22 protein-coding genes and 1 tRNA gene are annotated in these 25,873 nt (G+C 57.3%); 7 read left to right on the forward strand and 16 right to left on the reverse strand.

Annotated features, from left to right (window positions below):
* Window positions 1-220 precede the first annotated feature (220 nt).
* Window positions 221-295 (reverse strand) — tRNA-Phe (locus AC4FIA_RS09505).
* 171 nt (window positions 296-466) lie between these two features.
* Here AC4FIA_RS09505 and mnmH point away from each other — a divergent pair.
* Complete coding sequence (mnmH, locus tag AC4FIA_RS09510) at window positions 467-1,528, forward strand: tRNA 2-selenouridine(34) synthase MnmH (protein WP_490365653.1); 1,062 nt, start codon at window positions 467-469, stop codon at window positions 1,526-1,528.
* Here the strand turns inward: mnmH and selD are convergent.
* From selD to urtA, 6 genes are all read right to left on the reverse strand, one after another.
* The gene (selD, locus tag AC4FIA_RS09515) at window positions 1,510-3,669 is read right to left on the reverse strand and encodes a selenide, water dikinase SelD (RefSeq protein WP_490365654.1); all 2,160 of its coding nucleotides are present in this window, start codon (window positions 3,667-3,669) and stop codon (window positions 1,510-1,512) included. The genes mnmH and selD overlap by 19 nt on opposite strands.
* A gap of 87 nt (window positions 3,670-3,756) precedes the next feature.
* Window positions 3,757-4,452 (reverse strand): urea ABC transporter ATP-binding subunit UrtE, encoded by a 696-nt coding sequence (urtE, locus tag AC4FIA_RS09520; protein ID WP_103909478.1) that lies wholly within the window; start codon window positions 4,450-4,452, stop codon window positions 3,757-3,759.
* 3 nt (window positions 4,453-4,455) lie between these two features.
* Window positions 4,456-5,196 (reverse strand): urea ABC transporter ATP-binding protein UrtD, encoded by a 741-nt coding sequence (gene urtD / locus AC4FIA_RS09525; protein ID WP_490365780.1) that lies wholly within the window; start codon window positions 5,194-5,196, stop codon window positions 4,456-4,458.
* A complete protein-coding gene (gene urtC / locus AC4FIA_RS09530; RefSeq protein WP_490365655.1) occupies window positions 5,196-6,380 on the reverse strand; it encodes an urea ABC transporter permease subunit UrtC in 1,185 nt (394 codons plus the stop codon). Before urtC ends, urtD begins: the two co-directional genes overlap by 1 nt.
* Window positions 6,381-6,465: 85 nt before the next feature.
* Window positions 6,466-8,418 carry an urea ABC transporter permease subunit UrtB gene (urtB, locus tag AC4FIA_RS09535; protein ID WP_490365656.1) on the reverse strand — a complete coding sequence of 651 codons (1,953 nt, stop codon included), beginning with the start codon at window positions 8,416-8,418 and terminating at the stop codon, window positions 6,466-6,468.
* A gap of 88 nt (window positions 8,419-8,506) precedes the next feature.
* Window positions 8,507-9,796 (reverse strand): urea ABC transporter substrate-binding protein, encoded by a 1,290-nt coding sequence (gene urtA, locus AC4FIA_RS09540; RefSeq protein WP_490365781.1) that lies wholly within the window; start codon window positions 9,794-9,796, stop codon window positions 8,507-8,509.
* A 566-nt stretch (window positions 9,797-10,362) separates the two neighbouring features.
* Here urtA and AC4FIA_RS09545 point away from each other — a divergent pair.
* The 4 genes from AC4FIA_RS09545 to AC4FIA_RS09560 all read left to right on the forward strand — a co-directional run bounded on the left by AC4FIA_RS09545 (window position 10,363) and on the right by AC4FIA_RS09560 (window position 14,367).
* Window positions 10,363-11,787, forward strand: coding sequence for a circularly permuted type 2 ATP-grasp protein (locus AC4FIA_RS09545; protein ID WP_490365657.1), 1,425 nt, complete (start codon window positions 10,363-10,365; stop codon window positions 11,785-11,787).
* A 4-nt stretch (window positions 11,788-11,791) separates the two neighbouring features.
* A complete protein-coding gene (locus tag AC4FIA_RS09550; protein ID WP_490365658.1) occupies window positions 11,792-12,745 on the forward strand; it encodes an alpha-E domain-containing protein in 954 nt (317 codons plus the stop codon).
* A complete protein-coding gene (locus AC4FIA_RS09555) occupies window positions 12,742-13,566 on the forward strand; it encodes a transglutaminase family protein (RefSeq protein WP_488047698.1) in 825 nt (274 codons plus the stop codon). The genes AC4FIA_RS09550 and AC4FIA_RS09555 overlap by 4 nt, the downstream gene beginning before the upstream one ends.
* 72 nt (window positions 13,567-13,638) lie before the next feature.
* Entirely contained in the window at window positions 13,639-14,367 is a 729-nt protein-coding gene (locus AC4FIA_RS09560; RefSeq protein ID WP_490365659.1) for a proteasome-type protease, read from the forward strand.
* 5 nt (window positions 14,368-14,372) lie between these two features.
* Here AC4FIA_RS09560 and AC4FIA_RS09565 read toward each other — a convergent pair whose 3' ends face one another.
* The 3 genes from AC4FIA_RS09565 to AC4FIA_RS09575 form a co-directional block, all read right to left on the reverse strand.
* The gene (locus AC4FIA_RS09565; RefSeq protein ID WP_490365660.1) at window positions 14,373-15,761 is read right to left on the reverse strand and encodes a methyl-accepting chemotaxis protein; all 1,389 of its coding nucleotides are present in this window, start codon (window positions 15,759-15,761) and stop codon (window positions 14,373-14,375) included.
* A gap of 194 nt (window positions 15,762-15,955) precedes the next feature.
* A complete protein-coding gene (locus tag AC4FIA_RS09570; RefSeq protein WP_490365661.1) occupies window positions 15,956-16,516 on the reverse strand; it encodes an NUDIX hydrolase in 561 nt (186 codons plus the stop codon).
* Window positions 16,513-17,142, reverse strand: coding sequence for a J domain-containing protein (locus tag AC4FIA_RS09575; protein WP_490365662.1), 630 nt, complete (start codon window positions 17,140-17,142; stop codon window positions 16,513-16,515). Before AC4FIA_RS09575 ends, AC4FIA_RS09570 begins: the two co-directional genes overlap by 4 nt.
* 75 nt (window positions 17,143-17,217) lie before the next feature.
* Between AC4FIA_RS09575 and AC4FIA_RS09580 the strand changes: the two genes are divergently transcribed.
* Window positions 17,218-17,475, forward strand: a complete 258-nt coding sequence (locus AC4FIA_RS09580; protein ID WP_490365663.1) for a BolA family protein — start codon at window positions 17,218-17,220, stop codon at window positions 17,473-17,475.
* Here AC4FIA_RS09580 and AC4FIA_RS09585 read toward each other — a convergent pair.
* From AC4FIA_RS09585 to AC4FIA_RS09595, 3 genes are all read right to left on the reverse strand, one after another.
* Entirely contained in the window at window positions 17,472-17,891 is a 420-nt protein-coding gene (locus AC4FIA_RS09585; RefSeq protein WP_490365664.1) for a DUF4177 domain-containing protein, read from the reverse strand. The two genes, AC4FIA_RS09580 and AC4FIA_RS09585, sit on opposite strands and share 4 nt — an antisense overlap.
* Window positions 17,892-18,044: 153 nt before the next feature.
* Window positions 18,045-19,559 carry an Asp-tRNA(Asn)/Glu-tRNA(Gln) amidotransferase subunit GatB gene (gatB, locus tag AC4FIA_RS09590; RefSeq protein WP_287475234.1) on the reverse strand — a complete coding sequence of 505 codons (1,515 nt, stop codon included), beginning with the start codon at window positions 19,557-19,559 and terminating at the stop codon, window positions 18,045-18,047.
* A gap of 114 nt (window positions 19,560-19,673) precedes the next feature.
* Window positions 19,674-20,735 carry a hypothetical protein gene (locus AC4FIA_RS09595; protein WP_490365665.1) on the reverse strand — a complete coding sequence of 354 codons (1,062 nt, stop codon included), beginning with the start codon at window positions 20,733-20,735 and terminating at the stop codon, window positions 19,674-19,676.
* A 216-nt stretch (window positions 20,736-20,951) separates the two neighbouring features.
* Between AC4FIA_RS09595 and AC4FIA_RS09600 the strand changes: the two genes are divergently transcribed.
* Complete coding sequence (locus AC4FIA_RS09600) at window positions 20,952-21,713, forward strand: transglycosylase SLT domain-containing protein (protein ID WP_490365666.1); 762 nt, start codon at window positions 20,952-20,954, stop codon at window positions 21,711-21,713.
* On the opposite strand, the gene AC4FIA_RS09605 is transcribed toward AC4FIA_RS09600, so the two are convergent.
* From AC4FIA_RS09605 to pepN, 3 genes are all read right to left on the reverse strand, one after another.
* Window positions 21,710-22,585: a lysophospholipid acyltransferase family protein gene (locus AC4FIA_RS09605; RefSeq protein ID WP_103909491.1), complete on the reverse strand. Its 876-nt coding sequence runs from the start codon at window positions 22,583-22,585 to the stop codon at window positions 21,710-21,712. The two genes, AC4FIA_RS09600 and AC4FIA_RS09605, sit on opposite strands and share 4 nt — an antisense overlap.
* A 98-nt stretch (window positions 22,586-22,683) precedes the next feature.
* A complete protein-coding gene (locus AC4FIA_RS09610; protein ID WP_490365667.1) occupies window positions 22,684-23,214 on the reverse strand; it encodes a hypothetical protein in 531 nt (176 codons plus the stop codon).
* Window positions 23,215-23,281: 67 nt separating this feature from the next.
* On the reverse strand, window positions 23,282-25,831 hold the full coding sequence (gene pepN / locus AC4FIA_RS09615; RefSeq protein ID WP_490365668.1) for an aminopeptidase N: 2,550 nt from the start codon (window positions 25,829-25,831) through the stop codon (window positions 23,282-23,284).
* Between the last annotated feature and the right edge of the window lie 42 nt (window positions 25,832-25,873).

The raw sequence follows: 25,873 nt of genomic DNA on the forward strand, positions 1-25,873 counted from the left end.
ATTTCTAGCGCGTGATAAGAACGAGGTAAGCATGTCTGCTTTCAGCGCATGGCTGACCTCGGGGTACCCTTATCTCTTGATGCAAGCGATACCCCTGAATCTTATCCCAATGCGGGCGAATTTAGTAGGATATTGTCGGGTGGCTTACGAGGAGATTCCGAAATCTTCAAGGAATTTCAGAATATTAGGGGAGTTTTCGGACCGAACCTGAAAGTTGAAGTGGTGCCCGGGGGCGGAATCGAACCACCGACACGAGGATTTTCAATCCACTGCTCTACCCCTGAGCTACCCGGGCACGGGTGAGGGTGTCTCCCTCGGGTGGAGGCGGAATAGCCGACGGGGATTCCGGTGTCCAGAGGGGTTTTGAATAATTTTTCACTTCTTTTTTAAAGCGCTGTCCCATCGGCAGGGTTTTGGTGTGACGACTTGGCTTTTCCTTTGGTCATTCAACAGCTAAATCAGCCAGATGGCCTTTAAACCGACATCGCTTCGCGACCTGATCGCTCATGGTTTTGACGACATCATTGATGTGCGTTCGCCGGCCGAGTTTGCCGAAGATCATGTGACCGGTGCGATCAGCCTTCCTGTTCTGGATAACGAGGAACGGGCGCGGGTCGGGACGATCTATAAACAGCAGTCTCCTTTTCTGGGGCGTAAGATTGGCGCGGCTTTGGTGTTCAAAAACGCGGCCAGACATATCGAGGGCCCTCTGGCGCAACACGAGGGTGGGTGGCGGCCCTTGGTTTACTGCTGGCGTGGGGGGCAACGTTCGGGATCGTTTGCTTGGATGCTGTCTCAGATTGGCTGGCGATCCGAGGTGTTGGACGGTGGCTACAAGACGTTTCGGCGTCTTGTGACGTCGATGCTGTATGACACGCCGCTGGAATACCATCTGATAATGCTGGGTGGCTACACCGGAACCGCCAAGACAGATCTTCTTGCGCGGTTGGCTGCGCGGGGCGTTCAGATTCTTGATCTCGAAAAACTGGCCGGACATCGCGGTTCATTGCTGGGCGAGACCAAGGAAGGGCAGCCATCGCAAAAGATGTTCGAAACCCGTCTGGCCATGGCGCTGTCGCAATTGGATCCGGCGCGTCCTGTGGTGGTCGAGGCGGAAAGCAGCAAGATCGGTCGCATTCTGTTGCCGCCGTCGTTGTGGGCCGCGATGTGTTCTGCGCCCTGGATCGATATTAGCGCGCCGATCGAGGCGCGGGCGCGCTACCTTGTGCGGGCCTACGACGACATTTTGTCTGACACGGATCGCCTAACGGAAAAGCTGAATGTGGTCCGCAGGCATCGTGGTCATGCCATTGTTGACGGCTGGATGGCTCTGATCGCCGAGGGCGACAAAGTGGGGCTGACACGTGCGTTGATGCAAGAACACTATGATCCGTCCTACAACACGTCGATGAAGTCTGTTGAACGCGAATTCATGGCGCAAATCAGCGTTCCGGATTTGAGTGAGAGCGGGCAGGAAGATGCGGCGGATCAGATTGCAGAAATCGTCGCTCAGGCCAATTCGATCTGACCTGGATTTTCTGTGATTTCCCCAATAATTGCAGCCTGATAGCCTGCGATCTTCAAGGCATTTAGCGTGCCTTCAGCGCTTTGTGTGTCGACGACCGCCAGCAACCCTCCGGCAGTTTGTGGATCAAACAGTAGTGCTGTTTCGGGCGTGTCCGGAAGTTCCGGGAACGCGGCTTTGTTTTGCGGGTAAAGCGAACTGCGAACGCCGTACTGCGCCAGCTCTGCCGCGCCTTCCATTAAGGGGATGTCGGCCATCCGTAAAACCGCTCCGGTGCCGGATGATTTGCAGATGTTGCCAATGTGACCGGCAAGACCGAAGCCTGTGACATCCGTCATCGCCTGAGCATTTTTCAGGATGTCGGCAGCGCGGGCTTGTGACTGGCACATGAGGTCCAATGATTTGGTCACGATATGCCCGTCTGCCTGACCTTGCATTTCGGCGGCCATAATGGTGCCCGAGCCGATGGGTTTCGTCAGAATGATTGCAGCGCCGGCCTTGGCACCGGCCACGGTGATTGGCGGTTGGTGGCACAGTCCGGTGATCGAAAAACCGATGGTCAGCTCGTCGCCAACGGAACTGTGCCCACCCACGATTGCCGCGCCTGCGTGGCTCAAAACCTCATGCGCAGTTTGCATGATCTCGTGAAGTGTGCGGCCCATCAGCGTATCGGAAAGGCGGGGCAGAACAAGATTGACAGTGGCGCCCTGCGGTTCGGTCCCCATGGCCCAGATGTCGCCAAGCGCATGATTGGCGGCGATGCGGGTCATAACGACCGGATCGTCGGTGAAGGCGCGCAGGTGGTCTGTGGTCAGCACTTGTTCAACGCCGCCGACCTTCATTGTTGCGGCGTCATCGCCGATGGTGCTGCGAATGTCTGTGCGTTGGGTGGCGGGCAGGCGGGACAGCACGGCGCTTAGCGTCGTCGGCCCGACCTTGGCCCCGCAGCCGCCACACATCGGTTTGTCACCCAAGGCTTCTTTCACGCCGTGGGCGATCTCGGACGGCAACGCGGGCTGTTCCATTTGGGGCAGGTCCCGGAATTTCTCCATGAATTTCTGGTCGATCCGGTTTTTCCATTGCCAAAGTAGTGAGCCAGTAAACGTCAGTCCGAACTTTTCAGCAAGCGCCGATTTCTGTCCAAGCGAGACAAGCTTTAGATAATCGCTTTGCGGTTTGTACTCTGCCCACTTGTCCGTGCCCAAGGCCGCGCGCAGGTTCTGGAACAGCACGGGCGCTTGTCTGACGGCGAAAACACCTGCCTTGGGGCGAGGGGTGTCGATCATATGGGCACAGTCGCCGGTGGCAAAGATGTTGTCGACCGATGACTGCAAGCGCGAATTTACGGCGACAAAACCGTTGTGCAGGTTCAGGCCGGATGTACCCAGCCAATCGTAGGCCTTTGCGCCTGCGGCGCCTGTTATGAACGATGCCTGAATTGTGGTGCCATCAGCTAGAACAAGCGATGTGGCATTAATTTCCGAGATTTGCACATTCTCATGTATTGTGATGCCCAAGTCCGCCATGGATTTGCGGATTTTGCGCTGTGCGCTTTCGCTGTTGTCGGACAGCAGGATGCCGCGTTCCAACAAATGTACTGGCGCGTCCGAACCTTTGGCGCGCAAGGCATGCGCCATCGCCATCGATAGTTCACAGCCCGCAATCCCCCCACCGATGATCGCAACTGGTTCAGACGGGTTGGACGCCAAATGCTTGGTCCATGCATCAGCGAACGGGCCCAGCGGTTTCGCGGGAACACCATGTTCCGGAAAACCTTTGAGCGCGGGCATCGCGCTGGTGATGCCAATGTCGATCGAAGCCACATCGTAGGCGACAGGCTCGCGGCCCGGAACGGTGACGGTCTGGTCGACCGGATCAATCGCAACAGCCGGTCCTGTGATCAGACGCGCACCGGCAAAACGGGCCAGTTTGACCAGATCAATATCCAGTTCGCGGCGACTGTAGTAACCTGCAACAAAGCCGGGCAACATGCCGGAATAGGCCGTTGCCGGCACCGGATCGATCACGGTGACACGCACTCCTGCCAAAGGGTTCATGCCCCACATGCGCAGAACCAGCGCGTGAGTGTGTCCTCCTCCGATCAGAACCAGATCACGGGTCAGGGGCAGGGGGCTGGAATGCATGGTGTCCTCCGGTTGCCCCAACAGGGGTACGGAGGCCGCGTTAAAGGCTCAAGCCCAAAGCGACGGGATCACAGAAATGCTAGCGCGTCAGATCGACACTTTTTCAAGCAGGGCTTCCTTGGTGACTTCGCCCTGTTTGCCCTGCAACGACACCGCACCGCGTGTGATCGCGGTGAAGCTGTCGGCCAGACCCCATGTGAAATCGAAGTATTGCTCGACCAGCACAATCGCCATGTCACCCTGATCGCGCAGTTGGGCAATGACACGACCGATCTGCTGGATGATGTTCGGCTGGATGCCCTCGGTCGGTTCGTCAAGAAGCAGGACTTTGGGGCGGGTGATCAGGGCGCGCGCAATCGCCAACTGCTGCTGCTGACCGCCGGAAAGGTCCCCGCCACGACGATGCAGGAAATCCTTCAGGATAGGGAACAGATCCCAGATGTGATCGGGAATTTTGTGATCCGCTTTGGGAAGGCAGGCAAAGCCCGTCATCAGGTTTTCTTCAACCGTCATCAGCGGAAACACCTCGCGCCCCTGAGGGACATAAGCGATACCCGCCTGCGCCGCACCATGGGCGCTAAGGTGATCCAGCTTTTGACCATCCAGAACAATGTCGCCACCTGTGTAGGGATGGCGACCGGCGATAGCCTTAAGAAGCGAGGTTTTCCCAACGCCGTTTGTGCCCATCACGGCAGTGACCTTGCCCTTTTCGGCGGAAAAAGAAATGCCGTGCAGAATTTGGCTTTGGCCGTAGTGCAGTGTCAGATCGCGAACGTCGAGCATGGCTTATCTTCCCAGGTAAACGTCGATGACGTCTTTATTTGCGGTCACGTGTTCAAGGCTGCCTTCAGCCAGAACCGATCCTTCGTGCAGAACCGTCACGCGGCAATCCAGACGACGGACAAACTCCATATCGTGTTCGACGACCACAACAGCGCGGGTTTCGGCCGCGCGGCGCAGCAGGTCTGTGGTGTGTTCCCGTTCAGCAGGGGTCATGCCCGCCGCCGGCTCATCAACCAGCAAAAGACGCGGGTCCTGCGCCAGCAGCATGCCGATTTCCAACCACTGTTTCTGCCCGTGGCTGAGTTCACCTGCCACGCGGGTCAATTCGTCGGTCAGTCCGATTTCCTCGGCCAAGGCCCCGATCTTCTCGGCGCCTTCTTTGGTCTTGCGATAGAACAAAACGCTGAACGGGCTGCGGTCGTTTTTCAACGCCATGGCCAGATTTTCGCGCACGGTCTGTGCCTCGAAAACCGTGGGTTTCTGGAACTTGCGTCCGATGCCCGCGCGGGCGATCTGGCTTTCGGACATTTTGAGCAGCGAAACTGATTTCTCACCCCAGATCACGCGGCCTTCATCGGGGCGCGTTTTGCCGGTGATGATGTCCATAAAAGTGGTCTTGCCTGCACCGTTCGGCCCGATGATCGCGCGCAGTTCAGGTTCGCCGATCTGGAAGCTGAGGTTGTTGATCGCCTTGAACCCATCAAAGGACACCGAGACGCCGGAAAGCTCTAGAAGCGTGTTCATCATTTCGCGCCCTCGGATTTGGATTTCTTGCCGATCAGATCAAAGAGCCCACCGATACCCTGAGGGGCCAGCAAGGTGACAGCAACAAACGACAGGCCCAGCAGCACCAGCCACCAGTCGGTCCACTGGATGGTGTAGAAACCCAGCGGAATGGACGGCGCGCCGCCGCCGGTAAACCAGCTGGACAGAAGCGAAACGAAGGCCGCACCGATCACAGCGCCATAGAGGCGACCACGTCCGCCGATGGCCACCCAGACCGCCAGATAAATCGAGGCGATGGGGGCGATTTCGGCGGGGTTGATGATGCCCGCCTGCGGATAATAGAGTGCGCCAGCGATTGCCGCGATAACCGCTGTCAGGGTGAAGACAAAGAGCTTATAGCTTTCAACATGGTAGCCAAGGAAACGCACGCGGCTTTCATTGTCGCGGATGCCCCGGATCACGCTGCCCATCTTGCCGGACACGACATAGGCGCAGAGCACGTAGCCCAATGCCAAAGCAAGCGCCGAAGCCCAGAAGAAGGCGATCGAGATCATGCTTTGCGGGACATCGCCCAGATAGGGGATATTCTGAAGGCCGGACAGGCCGTTGTTACCGCGCAGCCCACTGTCGTTCTGGAACAGGTAGAGCGACAGGGCGAGCGTCATGGCTTGGGTCAGGATAGACAGATAAACGCCCGTCACGCGGCTGCGGAAGGCAAGCCAGCCGAAGACAAGTGCCAGGAGGCCGGGGACGAGAACCACAAAGGCAAGTTGCATAAATAGACTGTCAGCGAAGGCCCAGATCAGCGGGAATTCATTGGTGCCGACGACGCCGAAAATTTGCGTGGCGACCGCGTCATGGATTTCCTCAGGCGTTGGCGGGATGGCTGCGGCAGAGAGGCTTTCGGTTACGATGATCTCGGTCCGGGCGTACATCAGCCACATGCCGATAGCGTAGCCACCCAGCCCGAAAAAGGCGAAGTGGCCGAGGCTGAGGATGCCGCAATAGCCCCAGACGATATCCATCGCGACGGCGATCAGGCACAGGCAGAGTGTTTTGCCCAGCGTTTTGATGAAGGAGGTGGACACAACCCCGATGCCCGCGGCTTCGGACATGGCCGTGACAAAGATTGTGAACAACGCCAGCGCGGCGAGGAACCACAGAATCGACGGATTTTCGGCGACAAAGCTTTTGCGTTTCATGTCAGGCTCCGACCGGTGTGGATTTTGGCTGCGCTGGGCATTTTCGAGTATTTCTGGACAGATGAAGGCATAAGGGCGTTCATAATCAATCTCCTGCGGCGCGGCCTTTGAGGGCGACGATGCCGCGCGGCCGGAACTGGATGAACAGGATGATGAAGAGGATCATGTAGGTCTGTGCCGCCAGTGTGTTGGACGGGTTGAACCATTCGATGCCCTTTTGCAGGCCGCCGATAAGGGTCGCACCGGCGAGGGTGCCCCAGACGTTGCCAACGCCGCCCACGACCACTGTCATGAAGCTTTGGACGATGTAGTCGGCGCCCATTTCAGAGGTGACCTTTGCGTAGAGACCAATGGCGACGCCTGCGATACCTGCGATGCCCGAGCCGAGGCCGAAGGTCAGCATGTTGATGCGGTCGGGGTTGATGCCCATGGAGGCCGCCATGCCGGGGTTTTGCGTTACTGCGCGGACCTCAAGGCCGAGGCGGGTTTTGTTGAGGACGAACAGGATGAGGCCGAGGAAGATCAGGGCGAGGACGAAGATCGCGATGCGGATGTTGGCGATCTGGACCACGTCGTTGATGACCCATGCACCGTCCAGCCAACCGGGCGAGGTCAGGGGGCGGGCTTGGGTGCCGAAGATGTTTTTGGCCAGTTGTTGCAGGGCAATGGAAATGCCGAAGGTTGCAAGCAGTGTTTCCAGCGGGCGGTGGTAAAGCCAGCGGATGACCAAACGCTCCATGGCGACGCCCGCGGCGAAGGTGACTGCGAAGGCCAGCGGCAGGGCCACGACCAGCGAGAGAGTGTAGTCGGGGATGATCTGCTGGACGACGTAGCCTGTGTAGGCACCCATCATGATGAATTCGCCATGGGCCATGTTGATGACGCCCATCACGCCGAAGGTGATGGCTAGGCCGATGGCTGCAAGGAAGTAGATCGACGCGAGTGAGATCGCATCAAGCGAGACATCAAAAATCTGGTTACGGGCGACACGGGCTTCGACTTCGGACAGGGCTGTTTCTGCGGCTGTTGTGATTGCCGCGTCACTCTCGGCGTAGGTTTCAAAGAAAGCGTGTGTGGCGATTGCAGCTTGGACGGTTTCGTCTGTGACCAGCGGGGGAACTGTGCCGGCTTGGGCCAGAGCGGCATAGGCTTTTTCGCGGTTTTCTTCGCTCGAGAGCTGCCCCACAGGGATACCACCGACACGGCCATCAACGATGTTGTCGCTGAGGCGGGCTTTGATCGTGTCTGCGGTTTGACGTTCGGGGGCCAGACCTGCGTCGACCAATTGCGCATAGGCGTCCTTTTGCGAGATGTCCTCGCCAACTGTCAGAACGCGGGCGATGTTGGCGTCTTGCGGCAACTCGGGAGCGACGGCGGCAGACTTGGTCAGGATCTGGTTCAGCGCCGCGCGGCTGTCGACGTCCATGGTGCCAGAAAGGGCGTTGATGGCCGTGATACGGTCATCTGTCGAGGCACCGAAACGGGCGGTCAGCAGGTTTGCAAGACGTTCCTTGCGAGCATGCAGCGCATTATCGGGTTCACCTTCGATCGAGGCGCGCAGCGGTTCGATCTGGCTTGCATCGGGGCTGCGTAGGATCGCGTCGAGCGCTGCGGTACGACGTTCTTTGTCGGGATCGGACAACTGGAACTGGACCAGCGCGCCGCCGATCACACGGCGCACGCCGCCGTTCGGTCTGATTTCGATCAGCTCGTCTTTGGTGGCGTTGCCGGCAGGGGCATCTGTGGCGATGTCGAATAGTTCGTAACCGTCACCGGATTTCTGGGCGTAGTAAAACAGACCGTCGGTTTCGTTCAGAAAAACGCCCTTGTTCTGCCAGCGTTCTAGGAAAAGGGCGGTGCCTTCGGGCGTTTCGGCAACCAGAGCGTCAATGACGACACCTACGGATCTACGGCCGGGTTTGGCAACTTCGCCAGCTTGGCTTTGAAGAAGGGTTTGCAGGGGGCTGTCTTGTGCGGTGGCCATCTGGGCGGGCAGGGCAAGACAAAACGCGATCACGAGTAGGGTTGCGCGTAGCATAAGACAGGGCCTGTCATTTGGGGGACGTCGGTAGAAAAAGGGCGCGGCCGGAAAAAGGGAGGACTGGCCGCGCCTCGTTTAGGTCAGATTAGTAGTTGGACTTGATCTGAACACATGTGCTGGTTTCGGTGTTGTACATACCGCAACCAAGGTCTTTCCAATCGGACTTCAGAACCGCGGATTCCGGCAAGAAGTCTGTCCATGCATCGCCCGGCACTTCTTCTGTTTGGCTGATGATGTCGAACTGGCCGTCTTCGCGGATTTCACCGATCAGAACCGGCTTGGACAGGTGGTGGTTCGGCAGCATTGTCGCTGTACCACCTGTCAGGTTCGGGAATTCCTGGCCGTACATTGCTGTGCGAACTGCATCAACGTCGGTTGTGCCAGCGTCTGTGACTGCGTTCACCCACATGTTGAAGCCGATGTAGTGTGCTTCCATCGGGTCGTTTGTCACGCGCTCGTCACCCATGCGGGCTTTCCACGTTTTGATGAACTCGGCGTTGGCTTCGCCTTCAGCGGACTGGAAGTAGTTCCAAGCAGCGAGGTGACCAACAAGGTTCGATGTGTCCAGACCGGACAGTTCTTCTTCACCAACCGAGAAGGCTACGACAGGGATGTCGTCAGCAGATACGCCAGCCGCGGCCAGTTCTTTGTAGAAGCCGATGTTCGCGTCGCCGTTGATTGTCGAGATGACGCCAACCTGTTTGCCGTCCGCACCCAGTGCAACAACGTCAGCAACGATCGTCGCCCAGTCAGAGTGACCGAAAGGCGTGTAGTTCACGAAGATGTCTTCTTCCGCGATGCCTTTGGACTTCAGGTAGCTTTCCAGAATGTTGTTTGTTGTACGCGGGTAGACATAGTCTGTGCCCAGCAGAGCAAACTTTTCGACGCCCAGTTCTTCAAGGAAGTAATCTGTTGCAGGGATCGCCTGCTGGTTCGGAGCGGCACCAGTGTAGAAGACGTTTTTGGAGCTTTCTTCGCCTTCGTACTGAACTGGGTAAAAGAGCAGCCCGTTCAATTCTTCGATAACCGGCAGAACGGATTTACGGGAAACCGATGTCCAGTTGCCAAAGATGACGTCTACTTCGTGTACGGTCAGCAGTTCGCGTGCTTTTTCAGCGAACAGCGGCCAGTCGGATGCGGGGTCGACAACCACGGCTTCCAGTTCGCAACCCAGAACGCCACCTTTTGCGTTCTGCTGTTCGACCAGCATTTCCATTGTGTCTTTAAGTGTGGTTTCCGAAATCGCCATAGTGCCCGAGAGCGAGTGCAGAACGCCGACTTTAATCGGGCAGGAAGCCTCCTGAGCGAAAGCGCCGGATGCGCCTGCGATCAGAGCCGAGGCAGCAACGCCGGCCAGCTTCAAGGTTTTGGTCATTTTCATTCGTTCGGTCCCTGTCTAGATCGGCACTCTAGTTGGTCGGCGGCCATCCTCCCCCCTTGGGCGGAATGGCGACCGTGTGCCACGTTGGATTTGTTAGCGGTGCTGACCGGAGGATGATCAGTGCGCTGTTGGGTGCCCGTTTCGGACAGGCCAATTTTTTGTCCAGCACGATGCAAAGTTGTGAGTCCGACCATGAATTTGGCCAATAAAATGCGAAAAATTGCACAATTTTTGAGCGTTAAAATGGGGTGAGTTTATTTTTTGGGCGAATATGTGCGTCGTTTGCGACGCTTTCTGTGGCATTGACGGCGCGCAGAATCGAAGTTTGCTCAATCTATGGGCGAATTTTGTATCAACAGGAATCTATCCTGCGCTCTAGGGAACCACTGTGTATGCGACTTCGTTAAGAAGGAAATGGATTGGGTGGGCCCGCTGCACCGAGCCGCTTGCTGAAAATAGCGTCGCTTTTGGTTTGTGTGTTGAAAAAACATGCGCATGGGATTGTGCTTTGCGCTTTTGCCCAGTCTGATCAGGGATGGGACTGAGTGGGAGCCAAAAGAATGAATAACGCCGCCCCGAACTATTTTAACGAAATGCTACACGGTGCCGAGGTCCGCCAAGCCTACCAAAGCCTTGAGCGTTGGCACCGCGATATGCCCGACGATCTGCGCAGCCTGAAGCAATCCGAAGCCGAAGCCCTGTTCCGCCGTGTGGGCATCACATTCGCTGTCTACGGAGAAGGCGGCGATCCGGAACGCCTGATCCCCTTTGATATGTTCCCACGCGTGTTCACCGCCGCGGAATGGCGCAAGCTTGAAAAGGGCATTCGCCAACGGGCCATGGCGCTGAACGCGTTTATTGCCGACGTCTATGACCGTGGTGAAATCATCCGCGCAGGGATAATTCCGGAACATCTGGTGACGCGAAACGATGCCTACGAAATAGCCATGGTCGGGATACGCCCGCCCCGCAATGTCTGGAGTCACATTGTCGGCATCGATCTGGTGCGCACCGGTCCGGACCAGTTCTATGTACTGGAAGACAACTGCCGGACACCGTCTGGCGTTAGCTATATGCTGCAGAACCGCGAAATCATGATGCGGATGTTCCCGCAGCTTTTCCACGAAAACCGGATTGCTCCGGTGGATGGTTATGCGGACCTTTTGAAAAAGACGTTGGCCTCGGTCGCGCCGCAAAAATGTTCTGGCGATCCGACTGTGGTGATCCTGACGCCCGGTCAGTTCAACTCGGCCTATTACGAACACTCCTTCCTTGCCGACCTTATGGGCATCGAATTGGTCGAAGGGCAGGACCTTTTTGTCGAAGGTGACTTTGTCTGGATGCGCACCACGGAAGGCCCACGCAAAGTAGATGTGATCTATCGCCGTCTGGATGACGCCTTTATCGATCCTCTGTGCTTCCGTCCGGACTCTATGCTTGGCGTACCAGGATTGATGAACGTCTACCGGTCTGGGGGCGTGTCGATCTGCTCTGCGCCAGGGGCAGGGGTCGCGGATGACAAAGCGATCTATACCTATGTGCCCGAGATGATCCGCTTCTATCTGGGCGAGGCGCCGATCTTGGAAAACGTGCCCACATGGCAATGCGCAAAAAAGGACGACCTGAAATACGTTCTGGAAAATCTGGGCGAATTGGTTGTGAAAGAGGTTCATGGATCGGGCGGCTACGGCATGTTGGTTGGCCCGAAGTCCACCAAAAGCCAGATCGAGGCCTTCCGGTCCAAGATTGAAGAGAAGCCTTGGAATTACATCGCCCAACCAACGCTGGCGCTGTCGTCCTGTCCGACCTTCGTTGATGAAGGCATCGCACCACGGCACGTGGATTTGCGGCCCTACTGTCTGGTTGGTGAAAAGGTCGAACTGGTGCCCGGTGGTCTGACGCGCGTGGCGCTGACCGAAGGGTCGCTGGTTGTGAACTCGTCACAGGGTGGCGGGGTCAAAGACACTTGGGTTCTGGCGGAGTAAGAGCATGCTAAGCCGTACAGCTGATCACCTTTACTGGATGGGCCGCTATATCGAGCGCGCCGAAACAACCGCACGCCTGCTGGAAGTGGGCGCGCGCAACGCCTTGTTGCCTGATGTGGGCGGCGGGTTTCGAAACGACTGGGACGCGGTGCTTCGGGCGCTGGGCGTCTATGACAGTTTCATTGAGAAGTTCGGCGAATTGGTCGAGCGTAACATCACGACCTTCCTGTTCTTCGATGCGGACAACCCGACCTCGGTTCTGTCCTGTCTGAGTGCGGCACGGGAAAACGCCCGTGTCGTAAGGACGGCACTGACCGGTCATACATGGGACGCGATCAACAGCAGCTTTCAGGAACTGAAGGATTTCCAGAGAACCGAACGATCCAAACTGTCGCTGACCGATCTGGCGGAATGGACGCTGCACACGGTCAGTTTGATCCGTGGCGCAATCGACGGAACTCAGCTTCGAGATGACGGATATCGCTTTATCGGTCTTGGTATGGCGATCGAGCGTGGGGACAACACGGCACGTTTGCTGGATGTGAAATACTACGTGCTGCTGCCGTCTTTGTCTTATGTGGGCTCTGCACTGGATCAGACGCAGTGGACCGCTTTGTTGCGATCCATGTCCGCCTATCGGGCATTCAAATGGGCCTATCGCGGTGACATCACCGCCACCAAAATCGCCCACTTCGTCATCCTGAACGAAGAGTTCCCGAGGTCTTTGTTGTCTTGCACGCGGGCCATCAACGAACATCTGGATATGCTGTCCCGCCGGTACGGGCGACCATCGCAGGCGCAAGGCGTCGCGCGATCAATGCTGGCCGAATTGGCCGAGGCGCGGGTTGGCGATATTTTTGATGAAGGTCTGCACGAGTTCCTGACACGCTATATGCGTCGGAATGCCGAGGCGGCGATGATCATTCAGAACACATATCTGGCAGGGGTACCCGCATGAAGCTGCATATCCGTCATGTCACGCACTACAAGTTCGACACTCCGGTAAAACGCCTGATCCAGAGCCATCGTTTGACACCTGCCGATCACGAAGGCCAGAAAGTGCTGGAATGGTCGGTCTCCTGTGAAGGGGCCATTCGGGGGTCTTCTTTTCTAAGCGGTGCAGGGGATTATACCGAAACGGTCTGCGTGCAGGGCCCCGCCGAAGATATCGAGATCATCGTCGAAGGCACCGTCGAGACCCAAGACTGCGCTGGTGTCCTGCGTGGGCATCGTGAAAAGGTCCTGCCGTCAGCATATCTGCGCCCGACACAACAAACACAGCCCGATGCGGCAATCCGGTCATTGGCTGAAACGGCGGTCGAAGGGTTGGATGTTTCTGCCGGACTGGACCGTGCCCATGCACTTGCCGCAGCCGTCAATGACGCCATCGCCTATGTCAGTGGCGAAACAGAGCCTGCCACCACAGCGGCCGAGGCCTTGGCCGGAGGGAAGGGGGTTTGTCAGGACCACACCCATGTTCTTATGTCGGCGGCCCGCTGGGTGGACATGCCCGCGCGCTATGTGACCGGCTATCTTTATTCAGACGCGAACGGTCAGGCGCATGGTGAATCACATGCTTGGGCAGAGCTTTACGTAGATGGACTGGGATGGGTCGGATTTGACGCCGCAAACCGATGCTGCCCGAACGATCTGTATGTCCGCTTGGGGTCCGGTCTGGATGCGCAGGACGCCGCCCCCATCCGTGGTCTCATTGAAGGGCAGGCCACCGAAGACCTGACCGCAAAGGTGATCGTGACTGATGTCGCCCAACAGCAGTAGCCCCTGTCCTTTGGCATATCTTGTGCAGTTCAAAAGGACGGGATAGCCAAGGGTGAAAGAAGGAAAACGGTTATGACCTATTGCGTTGGTTTGCTGCTGGATGAAGGCATGGTGATGTTGTCCGATACACGGACCAACGCCGGACTTGATAACATTGCGACATATCGCAAGTTGTTCACCTTCGAAGAGCCGGGTGAAAAGGTCATCATGATCGCGACAGCGGGCAGTCTGTCGGTCACGCAAACCGTGCTGGCGCGTCTGACAGAAGCCATCGACGATCCCGAAGCTGACGAACACACGTCGATCATGAAGGCGCCCAGCATGCTGGCCGTGGCGCAGCTAATCGGTGACACGCTGGCCGACGTCCGTCAGGATGTGGCGCAAAAGCTGGATCGCATGAACCAGAGCGCGAGTGCTTCCTTGCTTGTAGCTGGGCAACGCAAAGACGGCGCGATGCGTCTGTTCCTTGTCTATCCCGAAGGCAACTTTATCGAAGCAACGCCAGATACGCCGTATCTGCAAATCGGCGAACACAAATACGGCAAACCCATTCTGGATCGCGTGATCCGAAGCGAGACACGGTTGGAAGATGCCGAAAAGGCCGTGCTGCTGTCGATGGATTCGACGCTTCGGTCTAATTTGTCGGTGGGCATGCCGCTTGATCTGGCTGTGATCGAACGTGACGGCCTGTGCATTGCCCGCGAACGCCGCATCGAAGCCGATGACACCGGTTTTCAGGCGCTAAGCCGCGCATGGTCAGATGCCCTGCGCGACTCGTTTCAGAAGATCGAACCGATCTAAGTCTGTCAGACGTGATAGGCCAGACGTACGCCACCCCAATGGCGACCTTCGACAAAGATCGGGGCAGATAGGTCTTTCATCAAAGCAAAGCGTCCGTTGCCCATGTCGCGGCGATAGGCCTGCAACAGGAACGGACGTTCGCTGTTGCCCGCCGCCAGACCGACGCGGTCGTTAAAGATGCGGCGATTGCGCGAGTTTGCGGCATTCCACTCAGGCTGGCCCGCAACCTGCGGCATGCTGAATTTGTCGTTATGCGTGGGCAAGAAACCTTTTTTGTCGACGCAGGCACAGAACACCACACGATCCGAGAAAAGCAGCATCGGTTCCTGAAACTCCGGAAGTACCGCATCGGTAAAGCGCACAAATCGCGTCATATACTGCACAGGGTCGGAACCGGGGATCGGTTTGTGGTTGGTGTCGAACAATTCGTGCAGGCCGATTTCACCCAGACGGACACCCGTTTCAAAACGTTCGCCAATGCGCTTGGCCAAATCCTGAACCGCACGGATAAACGGCGTATCCACGGTTTCGACGCCCAGACGGGACGTCATGCCGATGATCGCCTCCGAGCTTTCGATGATCTCGCGCATCTGGTTGCCCGCTTCGGCAAGGTTGCTGGACGACTGGGACATGCCAGAAGACATTTCGATGATCCGTGTCTGGATTTCCGAAATATCGTTGTCCGTTTTGCTGGACGCAGACACGATTTCGCGCTGGGCGGTGTTCAGATCCGACATCACCACAGGCATCTGTTCAATCAGGGAACCGACCAGATCAATCTGGGTGCGGATGCCACCGGCCTTTTCGAGGGCGCTGGTGGTTTCGGTTTTCACCGCCATCAACTCTTTGCCAAGCTTTTCCAGCGTGTCGGAAATTTCCGAAGTCGCCTCGGATGTCAGACCGGACAGATCCTTGACCTCTTTCGCAACGATCATAAAGCCACGACCGTGTTCGCCAGCGCGGGCGGCTTCGATGGCCGCGTTCAGGGACAGAAGGTTTGTCTTGCGGGAAATCGCGTCAATCTCGCTTGAGAAGCGGCCGACCAGAGCAAGGGACTCTTCCAGTCGGGACAGTTGTTCGGCCATGCGACGGACGTCATCAATCAGCCCACCGACGGATGTGACCATCTCGGACACGTTTTGCTGTGACTGTTGTGCGGTGTTTTCCGCGTCGGCAGACGTCTGCAGTGCTTTTTGCGCCGAATTCAGAACTGTCGATGTGGCATCGGTCATGTCCTTGGCGCGGGTCGCGATGTCTTGGAACAGTTCGGACTGGCGTTTGACCTGAACAGAGGTGTCCTCGATATTTCCCGAAACACCGGCAAACGAAATGCTCAGATCACCGATGCGACCGGCGATATCTGTGATTGCTTCTTGTTGATCAGTTGAGGCCATGATTGGTGTCGCTGTCGCATTGTCCTTCGATGGCATAGAGTGTTGCACTGGGTTCGCCCTTTAAAGTTCATTGTCCACAATGACAGCCGACCCATGTTGGCGACGTTTGAAACGTTACCAATGAGTCTCCGCATGTCGTTCCTGCACGTCGCGTTCCAACCAACGGAGGCAGGGCGATATTTTTTAGGAGATATTCAACCGCTGCTGGCGAGGCTGGCCAACGTTCGGACAATCAACACCGAAGGTGCATTTGTGTATTGGTCCAGTTCGCACAGCGGTATCCAGCGGACATCAATCGCTTCGCTATTGGGCAAAAGCGGGCTTTTCATATCTGCAACGAACAGAAAGCGGACGTCGTGGTGGTCGTGCGCAGGCATATCACCCCGCGCGGGGATCGTATGCACATCAACGTCGCAGGGACGATCTGATATCAGATGCACATCCGTCAGTCCGGTTTCTTCTGACAGTTCCTTCAGCGCGACGGCTTTGAAGTCGGTGTCGCCGTCACAGTGGCCACCCGGTTGCAGCCACCTGTTCAGTTTCCGGTGGTGCATCAAAAGAACGTGGCTTTGGTCATGTGACACGACAAACGCCGACGCGGTCATGTGGCCGGGAAGGTGGCTACGGTCAAAGGCAGCCAATCCACTGTTTTCCAGAAGGTTTTTTGTGGCCAGCGCCGCTGTGGCGCTGCGCTGGTCCAAGGGGATAAAGCCGCCGATAAACGGAAGTTCGAGTTCGGCGGCTTTGAAGGTCACTTGAAGTTCCGACTGTCTTTCAGCTGTTCCCATGCCCAGACGACTTCCTGAAGCTGCTCTTCCTGTGAACGGTCGCCGCCGTTCATGTCAGGGTGCAACACCTTGATCAGCTTCTTATAGGCCTTGCGGATATCCGCTTTGGTCGTGACGCTGGCCTCGACTTCAAGGATTTCGATCGCACGCTTTTCAGTCGGCGGCAGGCGGCGGCCACCATCAGTAGCCCCCTTACCGGGGTTGCGCGTGGCGTTGGCACCCAGAACCTGATGGGGATCTTCGATGCCCAGACGGGCCCAAGCCCGCGCCTCTGGATCGCGCCATTCCTTTGTCTTGCGTTCCCAAACCTTGTCGGCGCTTTCCTGCGCGTTCATTTCGGCTTCGGTCTTGCCGTCAAAGAAACTCCACTTGGCGTTATATTCGCGCACGTGGTCCTTGCAGAACCAAAAGAAGTCATCCAGCACATCCGGCGCTTTGGGCGCGCGGAATTTGCCCGGCTCTTCGCAACCTTCGTGCTCGCACACGCGCGTAGAGGTTTCGGACTCACCGGTCATGCCACGACGACCACGTGTTTTCTTCTTCTTCGCAGAAGAGATAGACATATCAAAACCGAAGGGGTCTGGTCTGCTCATGTGCTTCACCTTTTCGACTCGGACGCCAGAGTTTAGACGAATGGCTGGCAGTGTGTAGGGGCTTAAGAGGGAAAAATGTCTAAGACTACTGAAATAGAAGAAAAATTAATCTCGGCTTTCTCGCCTCGGGAACTTCTGGTTCGCGATGACAGTGAACGCCATCGCGGTCATGCCGGATATCAGGAGGGTGGGGAAAGCCATTACCATGTGGTCATCCGCTCGGACGCGTTCAAGGACCTGAACCGGATCAAGCGTCACCGCGCTGTGCATGACGCTTTGGGCAAGGATCTAATGGGACGCATCCACGCCCTGTCGATGGATCTGGACGTTTAAACGTCTTTCTGCTTGTCGTCTGAAGCCGCGTCCATGTCGGGCGCGGTTTCTTCCCCGGCGGCGGTCTCTGTTTCAGCGACACCTTCGCCATCAATGTCGCCTGTGTCGGCATGCTCGGTGGCTTCTGTCGCGGTGGGGGCGGCTTCGATCAGACGGGGTTCGAATTCCGCGTCACCGGTTGTTCCGGTCGGGCGGCGGAAGACCAAAACAGTGCGCCACGTTGTAACAGATGTTGCAATGCCGGACCGTTCATCAGACGGCAGAGTATCTGAGCGAAGATATTCCCAGCCGTCAGCACCGTGTTCACACAGCACTTGCTCTAAGCCGTTTGCGAAACGTCCTTCGACACCTTTGATGCCCTTGCCTTTCACGCCTTTGCGCGGGGCGGGGACCACTTTGTATTCATACGTCGTCATAACGGCCTGCATGTCATTGATCGGCAAGGATCATATCAGCCCTGCGGCCATGTGCCAGAGCGAATGAGCATCAGGTGGGGAATACCCTAAACGCCCACGAAAAAACCCGCCAGAAACTGGCAGGTTTGATCGAATTCTTATCGTTGGGTCGGGTTACAGACCCAGCTTGGCCGTGACGATCTGGTTCACCGCAGCTGGGTTCGCCTTGCCGCCTGTTGCTTTCATTACCTGACCAACAAACCAGCCTGCCAGTTTCGGGTTCTGCTGGGCCTTTTCGACCTGAGCAGGGTTCGCCGCGATCACGTCATCCACGGCCTTTTCAATTGCGCCGGTGTCTGTGACCTGTTTCAGGCCTTTGGCTTCTACGATCTCGGCGGGGTCGCCGCCTTCTGTGTAGACGATCTCGAACACGTCTTTCGCGATCTTGCCCGAGATGTCGCCGGCTTTGATAAGCTTGATGATGCCTGCCAGCTGTTCAGGCGAAACAGGGCTGTCTGTGATGTCGCGGTCGTCCTTCTTAAGACGACCGAACAGTTCGTTGATCACCCAGTTTGCGGCCAGTTTGCCGTCACCTGCGGCACCTGCCACGGCTTCAAAATAGGATGCGTTCTGAACCTCGGCTGTCAGAACCGATGCATCGTATTCGGACAGGCCAAAGTCTTTGACAAAGCGCGCTTTTTTCTCGTCCGGCAGTTCGGGCAGGGATGCCGCGATGCCGTCCACCCACTCTTGCTCGATCTCCAAGGGCAGCAGATCGGGATCGGGGAAATAGCGGTAGTCGTGTGCTTCTTCCTTGGACCGCATGGAACGGGTTTCGTTCTTGTCCGGATCGTACAGACGTGTTTCCTGATCGACGGAACCGCCGCTTTCAAGAATAGCGATCTGGCGGCGTGCCTCGACGTCGATTGCCGCCTGAATGAAGCGCATGGAGTTCATGTTCTTGATCTCGCAGCGTGTGCCGAGATGGGAGAAGTCCTGCGTTTCCTGATACTTTTCGTATGCGCCCGGACGGCAGACGGAAACGTTCACGTCAGCCCGCAGGTTGCCGTTCTGCATGTTGCCGTCGCACGTACCCAGATAGCGCAGGATCTGGCGCAGCTTGCCCACATAGGCCGCCGCTTCTTCGGGGCCGCGGATGTCGGGGCGGCTGACAATCTCCATCAGCGCAACGCCTGTGCGGTTCAGGTCAACAAAGGACATCGCCGGATCCATGTCATGGATCGACTTGCCTGCGTCCTGTTCGATGTGGATGCGTTCGATGCGCACAAGGCGGGCGATGCCCGGCTCCATATCAACGATCACTTCGCCTTCGCCCACGATGGGGTGGTACAGCTGGGAAATCTGGTAGCCCTGCGGAAGATCAGGGTAGAAATAGTTCTTACGGTCAAACGCGCTGAACAGGTTGATCTGTGCCTTCAGGCCCAGACCGGTGCGCACAGCTTGTTCGACACAGAATTCGTTGATCACGGGCAGCATGCCGGGCATGGCGGCGTCAACGAAAGCCACGTTCGAGTTCGGTTCGGCGCCGAATTGGGTCGAGGCACCGGAAAACAGTTTCGCCTTGGTCGCGATCTGGGCGTGAACCTCCATCCCGATCACAAGTTCCCAATCATGCTTTGCCCCGGCAATCACCTTGGGTTTCGGAGACTCAAAGCTCAGATCCAGCATCCTGTGTTTTCCTTATCCGCTTGAACGTCTGCGGGTTTAAGCGAGCCGTGCCACAGGGGCAAGAGGCTGAGCAGCGCTTAAGGTGCGTTTCAAGGGGTGGAAGGGCGGTTTTGGCTAGCGATTGGACAGCCAAGCCAGCCCCAAACGCGCGAGCACACCTTTTTGGACCGGAGGCGTGGGCACTGCTGCGGCTGTATGCTTGGGTTGTTCGGTTCCGATGATGCCGTGCCAGATGTCGGGCTGGACCTGACGGATATGGTTGTCCGACACCCACTCGGCGCATTCGGACAGAACGGTTTGCGCACGGCTGTTTTCCGGCATGGTCCGCGCGGCTTTGGCGCAGGCTGCCGCAAGGCGGTTCGCGGTTACCTGCGTCGTGCGCCCCGACAGGACCTTGCGGACACCGATCACGAATTTCTGGACGTTCAAGGAACTGACGATCATAGCGTCCTGCGCCAGGGCGCCGACGTAAATCCATGTGTACGCCTGCAGGTCATAAAGATCGGCCATATCCGCCGCGATGTCCTCTGGTGCGATCCCGCGTGTGACAAGGCTGCGGCCGTAGTGACGCAGATGGCGAGGGTTCTGCGGGTCGGCGGCAATCAGCGCGTCATATGCAGGGGCAAGGTCCTTGCAGTGATTGGGGCGTGCATCAATCAACGCACACCGCAGCAGCGCGATCAGAAGCGAGCTGTCTTTCTGGTTGCCAAAACATTGAAAGATGTCTTCGGCACGCTTGAAGTGTTTCTTGCTTTCGGGGCTGACCGCGTCATCGGTCGGGGTGGCAAAGGCCCGCGCTGTATCCAGATGGGCCATGGCCAGAACAAAGCCGCAGGCGGGGTCAAGGTTGTCTTCGGAATAGACGTCTTCAAGCTGTTGAAGGCAGGCCGCAGCATCAGCACATTCGCCGCGGCGCGCTGCAGATTGCGCGACCATGATCGCATCGGCACGTGCGCCTTTGGCCAGCGCCTCGCACAACGGTGTTCCTTCGCGCGTAGCGTTGCGCCCTTCATCGGCGTCCATCATCAGCGCAGACAGCAGATCCCAGTCATCCTGACGTGCGAGCTTGCGGCCTGTGTCAAAGGCGTCGCGATCCGACCATGTGTCATTGATATTGCGGGGCAGGGAAGACGTAATGTTCCGGAGCCGCGATTTGGCTTTCGCTGAAGGATGCATTTGGGACCGCTTTTATTGTTTGTTGCACATGATCCTATTGCCAGCATGCGGCATGACTATGGCGGAACCCGCGCTTCTCCGTGCCAGTTTGAAGAAATTTTCGCTGCAGTGTCCGTGAAGCCTGAACAAACGCGCGAGCATGATTTGGCCAACCGGCTGATATAGCAAGGTGTTCAAACTTGCGTTGAGTGTGGATTGTTGCCACAACTTTTCCTGATGTTCAGAGTTATTGTGTTCATATTGGTTGCCAGCGGTGCCTTTGTCAGCGCTTCGACAACACGGGCCCAAACGCCCGAAACCGGCGCGACCGAGAGTGTTGCAGAGCCGGTCGAAACCGCGCCACCTTATCGTACATTTTCCGCTGATCGGCAGGCCGTGGCCAAGTCGCTGCGCCCCGTTGCCCGCGACAGTTTCCTGCCTGCGGCCCGTTGGGGCAACAACGGCGCGTCCGCGCTGTGGACGCGGGTTGTCCAGTCGTCTCTCAGGGCGCATGCCTCGAACCTGCCAAAGCTGACGCCGCAGGATATCGCGGATTGGTGTCCGGCCTATCCGACAGCGTCGATCAAACAACGCGAAGCGTTTTGGGTTGGCCTCGTGTCTTCGCTGGTTAAACACGAAAGCACATTCCGCCCGACTGCGGTTGGTGGCGGCGATCTGTGGTACGGTTTGATGCAGATTTTTCCATCGACGGCGCGGCTTTATAAATGCCGCGCGACAACGGGATCGGCTTTGAAAAGTGGTCCGGCAAACTTGTCATGCGGATTACGGATCATGGCAAAAACCGTCGCACGTGATCAGGTGGTGTCGCGGAAAATGCGGGGCGTTGCTGCCGATTGGGGCCCGTTTCATAGCAGCAAAAAGCGCAATGATATGATGGCCTGGACGCGCAGCCAAAGCTATTGCAAACCGGTTGGATCGGTACGGCCCGTGGCACGGCCCGCAACGCTTAAACCACCTGCGAGTACCGAAAAAGGTTAGGTCGGTTTTAACGCCTTAAGCCAGAAAGGGCGGCGCGAATTTTCGACCAGCGACACCGCCGGTGCCCGATGGCCACCAAGCGCCAATGTCGCCTCGCGCAATACCTCGATCCCCTCTTCGGACTTCGCCGGAAGCCCCTTGGCCGAGATAGGTTCGCCGACAGTTACGCGGAAAGGCTGACGATCTTTGTTCAGCGTTTCGTGGAACAGGGTGATGTCCCGCAGCGTCGGGTGGATCATATCGAACAGATAGAACAGGGCCGAGTTGCGTGCGCGGATATTCAGCGGCACCACAGGCAATTCATACTTGCGCGCGATCATTGCGGCAGAAGCCATCCACGGACGTTCATGAAGGCTAAGACCACGGCGCTTGGCCAGACGGCCTGATGGGAAAATGATGCCAAGACGGCCTTCTTCCACCGCTTTGCGGGTGTAGGCCATGGTTTCGCGCGTCTTGCCGTGGCTGCGCTTTTCCTGACGCCACTCGACGGGGGCGATCATGTCCTCCATCTGCGGCATGACCCGCAAAATGTCGTGGTTTGCGAAGAAGTAAAGATCAGGCCGGATCGTGTGCAGCAGGTGAAACAATATGATCCCGTCGGCAATGCCGGTCGGATGGTTTGCCACCAAAAGAGCAGGGCCATTGCGGGGGATGTTTTCCAGACCGGTCGCTTCGACATCTTTCGCCAGAAGCTCGCCCATAATCTTCATAAGATCAGCCGAGGGCATGTCGCGGAAGGTCTGCGCCAAAGCGACGGTCTTCTTGTATCCCAACATGAAATCAAGAACGCCACGGGCGTATTTGGTGCCCGGCCGACTGGCAAACAGCCACGGCGCGCGTTCTTGGATCAGTGGATCAATACGGTCTCTCATGGCCCGTCACTTAATAACCTATATTCAAAACTTCCATGACATGGATACGATATAAAGAAAAGTACGCGCTGTGTGAACTTTAGGCCAGATTTTGCCGCTTATTTGATGCGAAACGCTGACTGCAGATCTTCCAGGGCTGTTCTTTGCTGGCTGCTTAGCGTGCCAGAGCCTGCTTCTGCGATGTCCTTGATCACAGCCATCATGGGGCCGAACCCTTCGGTGCCGGAAAGTTTGTAAAGCTTCCGGCTGAGCCGCGGAACAGCCTGCTGGGCCCCACCGCATTCGCCCATCATCCAACGCCCGAGAACACACAATTCGTCCGCGTCCGTGGTGGCCAAACCGGTAGAGCGGGCCAGAGAGTTGATCAGGGCGCCGCGCTGTTCCTTGGTGGGCATCCCGTCCAGTTCCAGAAAGGACGTGCCGATCCCTGCCATCGCGACATGCGGGTCTTCGATGGTTTCGGCAGGATGGATATTTGCCTTGCGCTTAAAGCCAAAGCGGCGGGCCGCCAGCCGCACATCATTCGCCGCATCAATAAGTTCGCCGGTCATTTCGGCTGCGTTGCGGGCGCGGATGAAAAAGAAATAGGCGGCGGCAATGGCGCCAACAATTGCGATCAGAATATGCACAAATCAACTCCCTCGTAACGACCGCAAAGGTCGATCAAACGAGGGAGTTTTGCAAGCTTTGATTGAGTTAACCCAGGAGGCGCGACACCATCTCGGTTGTATCGCGGCTCAGGCCTTGTGTTTCGCTGATCCGCGTCAGGCAGGCGCGCATCTTGGCTTGGCGATCTGCATCATAGCGTTTCCATGTCTGGAAAGCCGTGCACATGCGGGCGGTTGTTTGCGGGTTCTTGGCATCCAGCTTGATCAGCCAGTCTGCCAGCAACGCGTAACCCGATCCGTCGGCATTGTGGAAACCGGCGTGGTTCATGGCCAATCCACCAAAAACGGCGCGGAAGCGGTTCGGGTTTTTCCAATCGAAATCAGAGTGTTCCGTCAGCGTTTTCGCGCGTTTCGCTGCGTCGGCAGGCTTGGCTGCACCGACCTGCAGGCCGAACCATTTGTCCATCACTAGGCGGTCGTCCTTCCACTGGTCGTAGAAGGCTTTCAACGCGTCCTCTGCCGCGTCCGCTTGGATCAGGCAGGTCAGGGCCGACAGTTGCAGGGTCATGTTATCGGCCGTTTCGAACTGGGCCTTGGCAACTGCGCCGCCGTCCAATCTGGTCTGCATGGCCAATACCGATGCCGCCAGCGCGCGTTTACCGGACTGTTCCGCGTCGGGTTTGAAGGTCTCGGTGACCTTAGTTTCCTCGACCAAGGCTGGCAGGATATCGGCCCAGCTTTTTGCCATGTCTTCCCGAAGCGTGTCCGTCGCTGTCCAGATCGCCATCGGATCGGGTGTGACGCCTTGTTCATACAGGGTTTGTGCAAGTTCGGACTGCGTTGGCAACGACAGCAAAAGAGCACGGTAGGCCGGATCAAGCGTGCTGTCAGAGACCGCGGTCTTCAAGGCGTTCAGCCAGAGCGTATCAGACCCCACACCATCGGTGATCATGGCGATCAGCCCTTCACGCGCCAACGTGCGTGACGCTTCCCAGCGATTGAATGGGTCGGTGTCGTGTTCCAGCAGGAACAGGTTTTCTTCCCGTGATGTTGTCCGCTCCAACACCACAGGGGCCGAAAAGCCGCGCAGGATCGACGGGATCGGTTTCGCGTCCAGTCCGCCGAAGTCAAAGCTTTGTTCGGCTTCGGTCATTTCCAGAACGGTTGTCGGCGTCACCTCGGTCCCGTCTTGCGCCAGAAGACCAACAGCGATGGGCAGCACCTGAGGTTCTTTCACATCCTGACCGGGTGTCGGGGGCGTGTGTTGTTTGAAGGTCAGCGTATAGGTGCCGTCTTCGAATTTCTCAGACACGGCAAGGCGCGGCGTGCCCGACTGCGAATACCAACGCTTGAACTGGGTCAAATCGCGGCCTGTCGCGTCCTCGAATACCTGTAGCCAGTCCTCGATCGTGCAGGCTTGACCATCGTGGCGATCAAAGTACATGTCCAACGCTTTGGCATAGGCGTCATCCCCTACGAGCAGTTTGAGCATGCCAATGACTTCTGCGCCTTTCTCGTACACAGTCGCCGTATAGAAGTTGTTGATTTCCTGAAAGCTTTCAGGCCGCACAGGGTGGGACAGGGGGCCTTGATCCTCGGGGAATTGACGGCCGCGCAATTCGATCACATCGGAAATCCGTTTCACCGGAGCCGAGCGCATGTCCGATGTGAACTGGCTATCACGGTAGACGGTCAGACCCTCTTTCAGACACAGCTGGAACCAATCGCGGCAGGTGATGCGGTTGCCTGTCCAGTTGTGGAAATACTCATGCGCGATGATCGCCTCAATCCGTTCGAAGTTGGCATCGGTGCTTGTTTCGGGCGAGGCCAGAACGCAGGACGAGTTGAAAATGTTCAGGCCTTTGTTTTCCATTGCGCCCATGTTGAAGTCATCGACGGCCACGATGTTAAAGATATCCAGATCGTATTCGCGACCGTAGACCTCTTCATCCCAACGCATCGACGCTTTCAGCGCCTCCATGCCAAAGGCACATTTGTTTTCGTCACCGGGGCGGACCCAGATATTCAGTTCCACATCCTTGCCGGATTGCGTGACGAAACGGTCGGGGTGGTTGACCAGATCACCGGCCACCAGCGCGAACAGATAGGCCGGCTTGGGCCACGGATCGTGCCATTCGGCCCAGCCTTCGCCTTGGGCCACTGGGTTACCGTTGGACAGCAGCACTGGCAGATCGCTTTCGATCCGCACGGTGAAGACGCTCATAACATCGGGGCGGTCGGGGTAATAGGTGATCTTGCGGAAACCCTCTGCCTCGCACTGGGTGCAGTACATGCCGTTCGACATATACAGCCCTTCCAAAGCGGTGTTGGCCTCGGGCGCGATTTCGACCTCGGCCTCCCACACGAATGTTTCGTTGGGGGCATCGACCACCAGGCCGTCGTCCAGCATGACAGGGCTTACATCCGTCCCGTCGATTTTAGAACTGATCAGTTTCAGCTGCTCGCCATGCAAACGGAACTGGCGGTCAGTCGCATCGGGGTTCGGTGAAAAGGTGATTTTGCTGACGACCCGCGTGCAGTTGGGCGCCAGTTTGAAGGTCAGGTGCACATCATCAACGACGTAGCCGAAGGGTTTGTAATCTTTCAAATAAATGGTCTGAGGGCTGGCGTCCTTCACGGGGACCTCCTGTATCAGGTGACTGCTGTCGCGCGATGCTTC

The organism is Thalassococcus sp. (genome assembly GCF_982780845.1).

Bases quoted from the DNA above. Each gene is read 5' to 3' on its own strand.
- AC4FIA_RS09595 (WP_490365665.1), bottom strand. From the start codon at position 20,735: ATGCATCCTTCAGCGAAAGCCAAATCGCGGCTCCGGAACATTACGTCT.
- AC4FIA_RS09580 (WP_490365663.1), top strand. From the start codon at position 17,218: ATGTCTAAGACTACTGAAATAGAAGAAAAATTAATCTCGGCTTTCTCG.
- AC4FIA_RS09585 (WP_490365664.1), bottom strand. From the start codon at position 17,891: ATGACGACGTATGAATACAAAGTGGTCCCCGCCCCGCGCAAAGGCGTG.
- AC4FIA_RS09575 (WP_490365662.1), bottom strand. From the start codon at position 17,142: ATGAGCAGACCAGACCCCTTCGGTTTTGATATGTCTATCTCTTCTGCG.
- AC4FIA_RS09605 (WP_103909491.1), bottom strand. From the start codon at position 22,585: ATGAGAGACCGTATTGATCCACTGATCCAAGAACGCGCGCCGTGGCTG.
- AC4FIA_RS09545 (WP_490365657.1), top strand. From the start codon at position 10,363: ATGAATAACGCCGCCCCGAACTATTTTAACGAAATGCTACACGGTGCC.
- AC4FIA_RS09600 (WP_490365666.1), top strand. From the start codon at position 20,952: ATGTTCAGAGTTATTGTGTTCATATTGGTTGCCAGCGGTGCCTTTGTC.
- selD (WP_490365654.1), bottom strand. From the start codon at position 3,669: ATGCATTCCAGCCCCCTGCCCCTGACCCGTGATCTGGTTCTGATCGGA.
- AC4FIA_RS09550 (WP_490365658.1), top strand. From the start codon at position 11,792: ATGCTAAGCCGTACAGCTGATCACCTTTACTGGATGGGCCGCTATATC.
- urtB (WP_490365656.1), bottom strand. From the start codon at position 8,418: ATGCTACGCGCAACCCTACTCGTGATCGCGTTTTGTCTTGCCCTGCCC.
- AC4FIA_RS09560 (WP_490365659.1), top strand. From the start codon at position 13,639: ATGACCTATTGCGTTGGTTTGCTGCTGGATGAAGGCATGGTGATGTTG.
- urtA (WP_490365781.1), bottom strand. From the start codon at position 9,796: ATGACCAAAACCTTGAAGCTGGCCGGCGTTGCTGCCTCGGCTCTGATC.
- AC4FIA_RS09565 (WP_490365660.1), bottom strand. From the start codon at position 15,761: ATGGCCTCAACTGATCAACAAGAAGCAATCACAGATATCGCCGGTCGC.
- urtC (WP_490365655.1), bottom strand. From the start codon at position 6,380: ATGAAACGCAAAAGCTTTGTCGCCGAAAATCCGTCGATTCTGTGGTTC.
- urtE (WP_103909478.1), bottom strand. From the start codon at position 4,452: ATGCTCGACGTTCGCGATCTGACACTGCACTACGGCCAAAGCCAAATT.
- urtD (WP_490365780.1), bottom strand. From the start codon at position 5,196: ATGAACACGCTTCTAGAGCTTTCCGGCGTCTCGGTGTCCTTTGATGGG.
- gatB (WP_287475234.1), bottom strand. From the start codon at position 19,559: ATGCTGGATCTGAGCTTTGAGTCTCCGAAACCCAAGGTGATTGCCGGG.
- mnmH (WP_490365653.1), top strand. From the start codon at position 467: ATGGCCTTTAAACCGACATCGCTTCGCGACCTGATCGCTCATGGTTTT.
- AC4FIA_RS09555 (WP_488047698.1), top strand. From the start codon at position 12,742: ATGAAGCTGCATATCCGTCATGTCACGCACTACAAGTTCGACACTCCG.